Here is a 12488-nt window from a genome sequence, read left to right as displayed (position 1 = left end):
CAGGGAGGGGTGCGATGACCACGATCAAATTCCGGAAGGCAGGCGCGGATGCAGGAAAGATATCCCGGCGCCGTATGATCCACACGGCTTTCAAGGCCGGAATGGGGGCAGCCGTTCTGTCGATGGGGCGCAGTGCCTTCGCGCAATCGGGTGATACGCTGGTCGGATTCAGCTTTCCCGATTTCGAGCACTTCCGGTGGCCGTTCGACCGCAAATTCTTCGAGAAACGCGCAGGCGAACTTGGACTTCGCTCAATCATCCAGGGTGCGCAACAGAAATCCGAGATCCAGGAGCAGCAGATCGAGGCCATGCTCTCCCAGAACATCAAGGCACTGGTGATCAATCCGATCAACAACGCGTCGGCCGTCGGGTTGATCGAGCGAATTAAGGCTGAGAAGAACATTCCGATTATTTCCTACAACTCGGTCATCACGTCTCCCAAGATCGATTTCTGGACTGCCCGCGACAACTATCAGGTTGGTGAATTGCAGGCCAAAAAGGCGCTAGCCGATCACCCGTCGGGCGGCAATTGGGCAGTCGTCAGCGGTCCGCAAGGGCTCGATATCGCGCAGCAGAAAACCGAAGGCGCGATGCGGGTACTCAAGCCCCATATCGATTCCGGCGCTATCAAGATCGTGTCTCATCAATATCACGACGCGTGGTCCCCCCAGGGAGCGTTGAATCAGATTGAAAATGCGCTGACGCGGAATCGCAACAAGTTGGACGTCGTCATCGCCAATGAAGATGGCATGGCGCTTGGCGCCTTGCAGGCGCTCAAGGAGCAGGGGCTCGACGGCAAGACCTGGCTTTGCGGCGAAGACGTATTTCCCGAAGTTGCACGTGAAATCAAGGCGGGCAAGGTGTCCGCGAGTGCATGGACCGACCTGATCGCGATGGGCGCAGCGGCGGCCGATGCGTCATACGCGCTCGCGCGCGGCGACGTTCCGAAGTCGAACGACTCGGTGACTATCGCTGGTCGGAAAATACCGGGAATGCGTATTCAGTCGCAACTTGTCACGATCGAAAACCTTCGCGAATTCGTCACTCGTACGGGTTGGCTCAAGCCGTCAGATATCGGTCTCTAGCCGTGACGATCCCTGCTGTGGTCGCGATTGCTGCTCCCGTGCCGCTCCTCGAATGCAATGACGTGAGCGTGGAATTTGGAGCCACTCGCGCGCTCAACGGGATATCGCTTGCGTTCTACCCCGGGGAAATCGTTGGGCTCGTCGGTGCCAACGGAGCGGGGAAATCGACACTCAGCAAGGTCATGGCCGGGGAAATTGCTCAGGATAACATGATGGGCATGCTTCGAGTTGACGGCCGGCCTGTAACGCTCAATGGCCCCCGCGACGCGCAGGAGGCTGGCATTGTCCTGATTCACCAAGAACGTGCCACCGTCGACACCCTGAGTGTTGGCGAGAACGTGATGCTTGGCGCTGAGCCGGCCTGTTGGGGCGTGGTGGATTGGTCGCGCTTGAACCGCGACGCCAGTCGATATCTCGAGCAGCTTGGTGTCAGCGATGACGCAGAACAGGACATCACAGGTGCTAGCGTCGCGACCCAGCAACTGATCGACGTCGCACGGGCTCTGGCCCGCGGGCGACGCATGTTCGTGTTCGACGAGTCCACGGCTGCATTGGGGGCGCATGAAGTCGACCTCATCCTGGGGAAGATGCGTGAGCTGCGCCGCAGTGGCGCTGCCGTTGTATTCATTTCCCACCGCATCGCCGAAATCCTGGAAATTGCCGACCGAATTGTGGTCTTGCGCGATGGCGCCGTAGTGCTCGATGCAAAGCGGGGAAGCGTTAAGGAAGCGGACGTCATCGTTGCAATGCTTGGGCGCGGACGGCGGCCCGCGGACGGGGATTTGGTCCCGACAAAGCGCGAGGACACCGTCCTGTCCGTCCGCAACTGGCATGTGCCGCGCGATGACGATCGACGCGTGGCCGTCGGGTCCGTGAGCTTCGATCTTCACGCCGGCGAGGTGCTGGGCGTTTTTGGCGCATTGGGAGCGGGCAAGACGGAGCTGGTAAGCTCCCTCTTCGGGCTCTACGGCCGCACACCGTCCGGTGAGATGCGGATCGGTGGTCAAACCGTTTTCATCGACAGTCCGCGTGCCGCGATGCGCCAAGCGATCGCTCTGGTTCCGTCGGAGCGTCGGCGTGAGGGAATCCTTCCGGGGCTGTCGATCGAAGACAATATTGCGGCAAATCCGGCGGCCACGATTTCCAGCGGTGGCCGGCTATTGCATCAAACGCTCGCGAACATCTGCGATTCCTATATCCGCGAATTGAACGTCAAGGCGAGCGGCCGCGACGATGTGATCGACAATCTCAGTGGCGGCAACCAGCAAAAGGTGCTGCTCGCGCGATGTCTCGCGGGTCAGCCGCGCATTATCCTGCTGGACGAGCCCACCAAGGGTATCGACCTCGGCGCCAAGGAGGATGTCTTCCGTCTCGTCCGGCGTGTCGCCAAGAGCGGAACGGCATTCATCTATTGTTCGATGGAGCCCGACGAACTGCTCGCCGCCGCCGACCGCATCCTGATCATGCGTGATGGACAGCAACTCGGAATACATCATCGCGAGGATCTTACCGAACACGACTTGATGAATCTGTCGCTTGCGTGACGCATCGAGTCAAAGCCGATTATTGGAGAGTGAGCATTCTGTGAGCAAGGTAGATAACATCGTCGACAAGCCGACGCCGACATCGGCTGTTTGGTCCATACCCACGTTGCGCGTCGGCATGGCTGGATTGGCGGGCGCAGTTGCCGTTGTGTGGTTTGTTTTCTATCTCGCCACCGACGGTGTATTCCTGACCGATCGTAACCTGGTCAATCTGTTCCGCCAGACTGCGACCACCGGAATTGTCGCAATCGGCATGCTGGTGGTCATTGCCCAGGGCGAGATCGACTTGTCGGTCGGGTCACTGCTGGGCCTCGTGGCGACCGTGGTGGCGATGACGGAATCGGCCACCGGAGGTTCACTGGTGGTATCGCTGCCGGTTGCTATCGGCGTCGGAATAGCCTGCGGCATGTGGAACGGCTTCTGGGTGAGCTTTCTCGGCGTCCCGTCATTCGTTGTGACGTTGGGCGGCCTGATGATTTTCCGAGGACTCTCCTTGGTGCTCTCGGAGGGACGGACCATAGCGGGAATTGGCGCCGGCATTCGCTTTCTAGGGGAGGGGTATCTCACCGGCATTGCCATGTTTTCGGTACTTGCGATTGGGTTGGCCTTCGCCATTCTGCCGCTGCTAAGGCTACGCGATGCGGCGCCAAAGCGTCGCGCGCTTTACGTCTGGCGTACCCTGATGCTCGTCAGCGCGTTGATCGCGCTGGTATGGGCAACGATGTCGTATCGCGGGTTGCCGGTGCCGGTGGCGATCGCCCTGCTACTGGCCGGCTGCATCGCTACGGTGCTGGATAACACGCCGTGGGGACGGCACGTCTATGCCGTCGGCGCGAGCCGCTCGGCGAGCCGCATCGCCGGCATCAATATCCGTATGCATTTAATCGGAAGTTTTGTCTTGGTTGCCGTGATCTGCAGCGTAGCCGCGGTGCTGGTCGCGGGGAGGCTCGGATCAGTACCGCCGGACGCCGGCCAATTCCTCGAACTTAATGCAATCGCGGCCGTCGTCATCGGAGGCGCCAGTTTGTACGGCGGAACAGGCAGGGTTGGCGGTGCCGTGCTTGGAGCGCTTCTGACCCAGAGCCTTTTGAACGGGTTCTCTTTAATGAACATTCCAACGGCATACCAGTATGGTGCAAGCGGCCTGGTGCTCATGATCGCCGTGTTCGTCGATGTCCTCAGCAAGCGAGGCAGGCATGTCTTCGTCCGGCTTTGAAGAGGGGCGCCTGTGGCGCGGCGTCACCAGAAGCGCGATGGCCGCCGGCTACGCCTGGGGTCTGGTCAGAAGGGCAATCGCGTCAAGGCCGGTGCTCCGCAAGGTCGCTGTTGGTCCGCTCAGTTTCCAGCTGCCGCGACAATGGGGAGATTTTACCAGTTCGCCGGAAGGCGATGTGTTCGCCTCAAGCCGGCCGTTAGAACAGGTTCTGGATGGGGACACCAATTGGTACTCGACGATTTCCGAAATCCGGGTGCGCAAACCGGGCGTTCGTCCGTTGGCCGCGATGGCTCCCATGCAGGAGATCGAGCGGGTCATCGAGACCCAATATGGCCCCATCTCGATCGTGCTTCGCATTGCAAATGGCGTCGGTGTGCGGAAGCGGACCGAGGCACTTCGCGTCCTCGAGCGGATTCGCGTCACGAACGCGAGCCCAATGGTGTGGCCGTCACCGTAACACGGCGGCACAAAACAAACTGAAATCAAAGAAACAGCGACTGGCGAGGACCTCATGATCGACGATACCTTCATTATCAATCCGGTAGCACATGCCTATAATCTGACAGACCAGAACCTGCAGCCGAACAAATATGCGAGCGGCTTGCGCAAATTATTGGTCGATCTCCATCATAGCTGGAATCCGCCGGAACTGCGGGTACCGATGGAAGTGTACATGTCGGATTGGCCGATGGAAGCGCTTGCGCGCACCATGTTCCTTGAAAGCAACGTAGATATGGCCGCAAACATGTATCTTCGTCTGGACTCATGGTTCAAGGATGGGCTGTGCTCGCGCGAGAAGAACGTGGAGGCAGCCACGCGCTGGCCGCAACGTTTCTTGACGTATGTCGGCGTCGATCCAACCTCGGGGCTGGAAAATTGCCTGCGCGATCTCGACGATCAAATGCGTGAGCTGCCGAACTCGATTGGCCTCAAGCTTTATCCCGACCAGGTTGAACCACTTCGCAGCTGGCGTCTCGATGATCCAAAACTCGCCTATCCGCTTTTTGAGCGAGCGCAAAAACTCGGCATCAAAACGGTTGCGATTCACAAGGCGATTCCGAACGGGCCCGTGCCGATGAATCCCTATCGTGTCGACGATGTCGACGGCGCTGCCATTCATTTTCCGGAGCTCAATTTTGAAATCATTCATTCCGGGCTGGCTTTCGTGGATGAGACCGCCCATGCCCTCGCGCGATTTCCTAACGTCTATGCGAATCTTGAAATTACCAGTCTACTGATGTTGCACGGGCCTGGCTTCTTCAACGAGATCATGGCTCAGTTTCTGTTTTGGGGCGGACCAGAGAAAATCATCTACTCCGACGGAACGATGTTTTGTCATTCGCAACCGCTCTTGGATAAATTCTGGAATCTGAAGTTGCCGGATGAATTGCTCGAAAAATACAACATCGCGCAGCTCTCCAAGTCCGACAAATCCCTAATCTTCGGTGGCAACTACGCGCGGATCGTCGGACTCGATATTGAGAAGGCAAAGGCGCAGATCGCCGACGACGAGTTTGCGGCGGAACGACAGCGAACGGGGCTGCAAAAGCCTTACTCAAATTGGCTCGCAATCGCACGTGAGCAGGGGATTAGCTGGTGAGTAACATTCTTGATCCTGAAATATCCCGTGCACTCGGCTGTGTGTTCGACCCTTGCAGCATCGGGGCGAACACGCCGCTCAGCGTGATCGACATGGGTCTCGTGCTTGGCTGGTCGGTCGAAGGCTCGCATCTGGATGTGAGGCTTTGTGTCACCTCGCCGTGCTGCACGATGGCGCCGAACATCGCACGGGCTGCCGAAAGTGCATTGCTTCAAGTTCGGGGGATAGAAACGGTCGAGGTGACTATCGATCCCGCTGTGACGTGGACGCCTGCTCGGATGAGCGAAGGGGGACGGAGCCGACTGGCGCATCGACGTGAGGAGTCCATTCGCCGTGACGACCTTAAGCCGCAGCAATGGCGGGCCGCACGTGGGCGCGCGCAATAGTGGCGGCTTGAGATCGTGAATTGCGCAAATCGAAATTGACAGGGTTGCACCCAGCGCCACGAGCGCGGGCCGAATGACGCGGGCGAAAGTGTTGTTGCGGTTTCTTCTGCCAAGATTCGTTGCCTTCCGCGTGTTGCTTTTTGAGCAACGTGACACTGTCGAAACAGTACTTCCTTAAAGCGAGCGGGTCTGGTCGATAACTTCTCTGGAGTATTTCTAAACCAAGGAGCACGTATGAGCATTGAGGCAATCACGCCAGCGGGAGCGGCGCCGCCAATGGCGCCGTACTCGACGGCCATCAAGGCAGGAAACAATCTCTATGTCTCCGGAATGTTGGCGCTGGATCGCGACGGAAAGGTCGTCGCCGAGGGCGATGTCGTGGGGCAGACACGACACGTGCTCGAAGCCATCAAAGCGGTACTGGAGACCGCGGGCGGTACATTGGAAGATGTCGTTTTCAATACCGTACTGCTGAAGGACCTAGGAGATTATGGTGCGATGAACGCGGTCTATGCGGAGTATTTTCCGAAGCGTCCGCCAGCTCGATACTGCATTCGTGCCGATTTGGTACGGCCGGAATTCCTCGTCGAGATTGCGTCAATCGCTTACCTCGAGATCCTTCACCACATCTAGCGCCGTCGACGAAAAATCGGGAGCGGACGAAGCTCATGCCACATTTCGGTTTCAACGATATTGAGATCTACTATGAAACCCAGGGGAGTGGGACCCCGCTGCTACTGGTGCCGGGACTAGGCGGGGTCGGTAGTTATTGGAAGCCCCAAATCGATCTGTTCGCGCGTCATTTTCAGGTTCTCGTCCACGATCATCGCGGCACCGGCCGCAGCACCCATGATCCGATCAGGTATTCGGTCGAACAAATGGCTGAGGATCTTGTGCGGCTGATGGATGCGCTTCAAATAGAAAAGGCTCACCTCGTTGGTCACTCAACAGGCGGCGCTATTGGTCAGGTGCTTGCGATCGATCATCCCGACCGTCTGCATAGCCTGGTTCTATATGCGACCTGGACGAAAGCGGATCCCTTTATGCGGCGGGTCTTCGCTACTCGCAAGAATCTCGTTCTTAACGGTGGTGCCGAAGCTTATGTGACGGCGACGCCGTTGTTCCTATTCCCCGACTGGTGGATCAACGAACATGACGTAGAATTGCGAACGGCGGACAGAAGCGGGCTCTGTGGCTTTCCTCCCGCGGAGATTGTGGCAAGTCGGGCCGATGCAGTGATCGCATTCGACCGGGTCGAGCAGCTCCGGTCGATCGAGGCGCCAACGCTCGTTCTGTGTGCGAAGGACGATTATCTGACCCCGCTGTATTTCTCGCAAGAGCTATTTGGACATATTCCTGAGGCGAAACTGATCATCCTCGAAAAAGGGGGGCACTCTTGCTCGCAGACAGTGCCAGAGGAGTTCAACTCCGTAGTGCTGCAGTACTTGCAGTCTCAGGAAATCCTGCTTAATGGGCGTGGTTCGAGATCGCATACCACCCAGAAGAAAGAAGGTTAGGATGCGCTCGGTGACGGCCGCGCGGATTTACATGCCATGGGACTGCAGCTTTTGATATCGGGTCTTGCTCTTGGCAGCGCTTATGCGCTGCTGGCGCTATCGCTCGTTCTGACTCATAAGGCCACCGGAGTCATCAATTTTGCACAAGGCGAAATGGCGACCTTCGCCACCTTCGTGTCGTTTGCATTGTGGTCGCGATATCAGCCCCCGTTCGCGGCGGTATTGATACTGTCGCTGCCGCTTGGCGCCTGTATAGGGGCACTGGTCGAGCGGTGCGTGATTAGGCCGATGATGAGCTCGCCCTCCGTCAACATACTTATAGTCACCATCGGGTTGTGGATTACCTTCAATAGCGCGGTCGGGTGGATTTGGGGGTTCGATCCACATGTCATGCCGTCCGTGTTTCCAAGTACACCGATAGATGTTTTCGGAGCGCGGATCTCGCAGAGCGGCATCGGAATGATAGTAGTCGCGCTCGCGGCGATGCTAGCCCTCTATATCTTCTTCGAATACACCCGCTTCGGAACGGCGATGCGTGCAGCCACGATGAATGCGCGCGCCGCAGAATTGGTCGGTGTCAACATCGCGAGTGTCTCGACCATGGCGTGGGCGCTTGGAGGCGCGCTCAGCGCGCTTTGCGGAATTTTGGTCGCGCCGGTCGTATTTCTTGATCACGAGATGATGGTGTCGCTGTTACTGAAAGCGTTTGCCGGCGCTATCCTCGGTGGCTTCAATAGCTTGCCGGGTGCCGTGGTCGGAGCTCTTTCGCTCGGCGTATTCGAAAGCCTGTTTGGCGCATTGGTTTCCACGAGGTTCAAGGATGCTGTCGCTTTGGTGATCATTGTCGGAGCGCTGCTAATCCGCCCGTCAGGTCTATTTGGCGTGCGAGAGGGGAAGAAGGTATGATGGGCGGAGGCTGGCAACGCCCGACGTATTTGATCTCCGTCGGCGCGGTCTTGTTGCTGCCGTTCGGCCTTGGTCCCTACGGTCACTTCCTCCTTGCTAGTATCCTTGTCTATGCGCTCGTCGGCCTCAGTCTCAGCCTGCTGGTCGGCCTCGCCGGGCAGATATCGATCGGGCATGCCGGATTTTGGGCGCTGGGCGCCTACGCATCTGCCGTCGCGACGGTCAAGCTCGGCGCGCCGTTCCTGCTAGGTATCGTATTCGGCGGAGTAGTCGGCGGGTTTTTCGGAACGCTGGTAGCATTACCTGCCTTGCGCGTGCGAGGGCACTATCTGGCAATTGCGACGCTTGGCTTTTCCCTCGTTATTCAACAGGTATTATTCGAATGGGAGAGCTTAACTGGCGGCCGGCAGGGCATGTTCGTGCCACGTCCGCAGCTCTTCGGGTTCGCACTGGAAGACGACTTTTCCTACTTCTACTTCTTGCTTGCTTTTGTGCTCCTGGTGCTTGCCGGCGTTCGCAATTTCAACGGTTCACATACCGGCCGGGCCCTCGTCGCGCTGCGTATGAGCGAGACCGCGGCCCAGTGTTCGGGGATAGGCCGAGCTCGGCATCTGGTGATTGCTTTTGGCCTAAGTGGAGCGCTTGCGGGAGTTTCCGGTTGTCTCTACGCGCATCTCATCGGCCAGATCAGTACCGACGCATTTACGCTGTCAGCCTCGCTGTCGTTTTTGACTATGGCCGTGGTTGGTGGCATCCGCAGCCCGCTCGGAGCAGTGCTGGGGGCGGCGTATCTGACCTTAATGCCCGAGGTGTTTCGCGAATTGAGGGAAGCACAGATGGTCGTGTACGGCGTCAGCTTAATCGCTTGCCTTCGGTTCTTTCCCGATGGGTTCGCAGGAATCCCCGCGCAAATCGTTGCTTGGCATCGGGCGGCACCGAAATGACGCTACTTTCGATCCAGAATCTTTCGGTCGCATTCTCCGGGCTGCAGGCAATTGGCGACGTCAGCTTCGATGTCGACCGCGGAGAGATCGTCGGTTTGATCGGTCCGAATGGTGCGGGAAAGTCGACCTTGATGAACTGCCTGAGCGGCGTCTGCACTCCGCAGGTGGGGCGGGTTTTATTCGACGGCCATAATGTTCTGGATGTCTCAATTGACCGGATCGTACGACTCGGTGTCGCCAGGACCTTTCAGAATATCGAGCTGTTCGGGCAATCCACCGCTGCTGAGAACGTGCTGATCGGCTGCATGTGGAAATACCGGCCGGGCCTGTTGGCAGAAATCCTGGGGCTACCCCAGGCCCGGGCTGCATATTCCCGAGCGGCGGCCGACGTCGAGACTATCCTGAAGACCCTCAAACTGGATCCGATCCGCAACAGCAGGGTTTCCGAATTGGCGTTCGGGACCCAAAAGATGATCGAGCTTGCAAGAGCGCTTGCCGCGCAGCCGCGATTGCTGTTGCTCGACGAACCCGCGGCAGGATTGAATTCCCGCGAGAGCCTCCAACTTGGTGACTTCCTCAGGCAGTTGCGCGACAGGGAGGGGATGGCTGTGCTTCTGGTCGAACATGATATGCCGCTGGTGATGAAGATTTGCGACCGAATTGTCGTGCTTGATCATGGTGAGGTAATCTGTCAGGGCAGTCCCGCGGAAGTGCGCCAGAATACACAAGTTATAGCGTCCTATCTCGGCGACGAGGTCCTGGATGCTTGAAGTCAGCGGCCTCGATGCGAATTACGGCGCCATCTCAGCGCTTCGTCAGGTGACGCTGCAAGTGCCTGCTGCCTCCATTGTCGCGTTGGTCGGGGCCAATGGCGCCGGCAAGACCACGCTGTTGGACGCTGTCGCCGGCGGGGGAAAGGCGATAACGCGGGGCACAATCAGCTTCAATGGAAAGTCGATCCGGGGGCTGCCGGCACGCGAGATCGTAGGGTCTGGAATTGCGCTGGTGCCCGAAGGCCGGCAGCTGTTCGGAGAATTGACTGTCGATGAAAACCTGCGCATGGGAGCGTATTCGCGCCGCGATCGCGCTGGGGTAGCCAACGACTATGACGCGGTCCGCACGCTGTTTCCGCGCCTGGTCGAGCGCCGCCGCCAACTCGCCGCAACCCTTTCCGGCGGTGAACAACAGATGGTGGCGTTGGCCCGAGCCTTGATGTCAGCACCCAAACTACTACTGCTCGACGAGCCGTCCCTCGGGTTGGCCCCGATACTTGTTAACGAGGTGATGACGTTGATCCGCAGGATCAACGAGCGTGGCGTCGCCGTGTTGCTGGTGGAACAAAACGTGCGTCAGGCCTTGGCGATTGCTTCTAAGGCCTATGTTCTCGAACGGGGCGTCGTCACGTTGAGCGGGCCGGCAAGCGATCTGGCGAGGGATGCCCGGGTATTCGCTGCTTATCTGAGCGATGATGAGCAAGCATGAGAGGAGAGGATGATGCGTCGTTCAATATACCCTGTACTTGGGCTAGCTTTGCTCGCCATTACGCATTGTGCGCGGGCCGCCGTTGCGGCAGAGGTCGGCATTTCTTCCGATCGGATCCTGATCGGCGCCTATCTACCGTTGCAGGGAGGGCTGGCCGCCGGCGCCAGCCAGCTCCGTGACGGCGCCGATGCTTATTTCAAGCACGTCAACGATCAGGGCGGCATTCACGGTCGCAAGATTGAATGGCTCGTGGAAAACGATTCCTACAATCCGCAGCAGACCATGGCGATCGCCAAGAAACTGGTAGACCGGGATGGGGTATTTGCACTGGTGTCAACATTGGGCACGGCGACGAACCTCGCGGTGCTACCGTATCTGGAAAGCCGAAAAGTCCCGCTTCTCAATCCGGTCGGCGTTCATGCTCTGTTGAATGCCCCGAAGGCTCCGAATGTTTTTGGCTTGCTGCCGGTTGGGCAGGTACTGGGTCGGTCGCTCGCGGAATATGCCCTCACAGGTTTGTCCGCAAAACGCATCGCGATTTTCTACCAGAACGACCAGTTCGGAAAGGATCCGCGCGACGGGGCTTTCGAATATCTGCAGAAGCAGGGAACTAAGCTAGTCGCGGAAGCGTCCTATGTGCCGAGTGACGTCGATCTGAGTGTCCAGGTCAACGCATTGAAGGAAGCCAATCCGGATGTCGTAATTCTCGCCTGCATCACCAAGCAAGGCGCGCTTTTTGTCAAGGAAGCTGAAAGGCTCGGTTGGAAGCCCCACTTCGTGGCCTTAAACACGATGGGAGATCCGATCGCCTACGAGTTGGCTGGCAATGCGCTGAATGGCCTTGTCATCAATGTCTTTACCGCAGTGGAAACCATGAACGAGCCTGCCGTCGTAAAAGCAAACGAAATTCTGGCGCGATATCGACCTGAGACCAAGCCTGGCTATTGGAGCTACCTCGGCATGGCCGGTGCCATCGTGTTCACGGAAGCAGCACGCCGCGTCGGTCCGGAGCTTACGCGGGCTAATTTGATCGCCGCACTAGAGGGGCTCGGCGATTTCAAGCCGGGTGTGGTGCCTCCAATAAGCTGGAGCAAGGCGAACCATGGTGGGACGGAAAAGATCGGCTATGCGCAGTGGCAGGCCGGGAAGCTCGAGATCATTCAGGGCTGGTAGCCGCCATCACTGCCAGACATGAGCGCTGGTGTATGATCGCCGGGACCCCCAGAGAAAATCGATGCAGTGCCCGATGTACTGCTACCAGCTCGGCTGAGGCCGAGGCCCTGATGGGGTGTTCCTCCCTTGACTGGCCCCGCCACTGCGGTGGTGGGGCCATTTTCGGGCTTTGTTAGGTCCAGATTCAGCACTGTGTCGCTGGATGACAACCGTCAATAAGTGACCGTATCAGTGGTTGCGAATCTCGATTCGTGCCCAAGCTCCAGCGTCGAAGCTCCCGCAACCGTGGCAACCCACAGCGAATTGGCCGATGGCAGCGCGGTCCATTCCCGTGTCATGCCCGGGCTCATGCTTACGCCGCGGGACGGCGAGACGTCGGACGTCAAGCCATTCTCGGGACAACGTCCTTTGCTGCCGAAAGACCGTGGCCGTTCCGGCCTCCCCCCTTGGCCGCTTCGGCCCTCTTCGTCGAGCAGCGTTCCGCGCATGCTGGGTCCCCTCGACATGACAAATAAGGGCTCAAGCATGCCCAGCTCCACAGCCCATTGCACGAATAACGCGGCGCACCACGGAGACAGCACTATGGCCGAGGTGCGGATCTTTTCCTACTTGCCCAATCCTCGTGTTTGGAAGGC

13 protein-coding genes are annotated in these 12488 nt (G+C 58.5%); all 13 read left to right on the top strand.

Going from position 1 to position 12488, the window contains the following annotated elements; genetic code table 11:
• Positions 1-14: 14 nt before the first annotated feature.
• The 13 genes from JQ611_RS06130 (at position 15) to JQ611_RS06070 (ending at position 11853) form a co-directional block, all read left to right on the top strand.
• Positions 15-1085 carry a substrate-binding domain-containing protein gene (locus JQ611_RS06130; protein WP_212464812.1) on the top strand — a complete coding sequence of 357 codons (1071 nt, stop codon included), beginning with the start codon at positions 15-17 and terminating at the stop codon, positions 1083-1085.
• 2 nt (positions 1086-1087) lie between these two features.
• Positions 1088-2629: a sugar ABC transporter ATP-binding protein gene (locus JQ611_RS06125; RefSeq protein WP_212464811.1), complete on the top strand. Its 1542-nt coding sequence runs from the start codon at positions 1088-1090 to the stop codon at positions 2627-2629.
• Positions 2630-2669: 40 nt separating this feature from the next.
• Entirely contained in the window at positions 2670-3845 is a 1176-nt protein-coding gene (locus JQ611_RS06120; protein ID WP_212464810.1) for a sugar ABC transporter permease, read from the top strand.
• Positions 3826-4302, top strand: a complete 477-nt coding sequence (locus tag JQ611_RS06115; protein WP_212464809.1) for a hypothetical protein — start codon at positions 3826-3828, stop codon at positions 4300-4302. The genes JQ611_RS06120 and JQ611_RS06115 overlap by 20 nt, the downstream gene beginning before the upstream one ends.
• Positions 4303-4356: 54 nt before the next feature.
• Positions 4357-5445: an amidohydrolase family protein gene (locus tag JQ611_RS06110; RefSeq protein WP_212464808.1), complete on the top strand. Its 1089-nt coding sequence runs from the start codon at positions 4357-4359 to the stop codon at positions 5443-5445.
• Positions 5442-5831: an iron-sulfur cluster assembly protein gene (locus JQ611_RS06105; protein WP_212464807.1), complete on the top strand. Its 390-nt coding sequence runs from the start codon at positions 5442-5444 to the stop codon at positions 5829-5831. Before JQ611_RS06110 ends, JQ611_RS06105 begins: the two co-directional genes overlap by 4 nt.
• A gap of 234 nt (positions 5832-6065) precedes the next feature.
• Positions 6066-6464, top strand: coding sequence for a Rid family hydrolase (locus JQ611_RS06100; protein ID WP_212464806.1), 399 nt, complete (start codon positions 6066-6068; stop codon positions 6462-6464).
• A 35-nt stretch (positions 6465-6499) separates the two neighbouring features.
• Positions 6500-7348, top strand: a complete 849-nt coding sequence (rutD, locus tag JQ611_RS06095) for a pyrimidine utilization protein D (protein ID WP_212464805.1) — start codon at positions 6500-6502, stop codon at positions 7346-7348.
• Between the two features lie 36 nt (positions 7349-7384).
• Positions 7385-8254, top strand: coding sequence for a branched-chain amino acid ABC transporter permease (locus tag JQ611_RS06090; protein WP_212464804.1), 870 nt, complete (start codon positions 7385-7387; stop codon positions 8252-8254).
• A complete protein-coding gene (locus tag JQ611_RS06085; RefSeq protein WP_212464803.1) occupies positions 8251-9198 on the top strand; it encodes a branched-chain amino acid ABC transporter permease in 948 nt (315 codons plus the stop codon). Before JQ611_RS06090 ends, JQ611_RS06085 begins: the two co-directional genes overlap by 4 nt.
• Positions 9195-9968 carry an ABC transporter ATP-binding protein gene (locus JQ611_RS06080; protein WP_212464802.1) on the top strand — a complete coding sequence of 258 codons (774 nt, stop codon included), beginning with the start codon at positions 9195-9197 and terminating at the stop codon, positions 9966-9968. Before JQ611_RS06085 ends, JQ611_RS06080 begins: the two co-directional genes overlap by 4 nt.
• The gene (locus JQ611_RS06075; protein WP_212464801.1) at positions 9961-10680 is read left to right on the top strand and encodes an ABC transporter ATP-binding protein; all 720 of its coding nucleotides are present in this window, start codon (positions 9961-9963) and stop codon (positions 10678-10680) included. Before JQ611_RS06080 ends, JQ611_RS06075 begins: the two co-directional genes overlap by 8 nt.
• A 12-nt stretch (positions 10681-10692) precedes the next feature.
• Positions 10693-11853, top strand: coding sequence for an ABC transporter substrate-binding protein (locus JQ611_RS06070; protein WP_212464800.1), 1161 nt, complete (start codon positions 10693-10695; stop codon positions 11851-11853).
• Positions 11854-12488 lie beyond the last annotated feature (635 nt).

Origin of the sequence: Bradyrhizobium sp. AUGA SZCCT0182 (genome assembly GCF_018130185.1) — a bacterium.
Lineage (GTDB): Bacteria > Pseudomonadota > Alphaproteobacteria > Rhizobiales > Xanthobacteraceae > Bradyrhizobium.
This window is presented reverse-complemented; position numbering and strand designations above follow the sequence as displayed.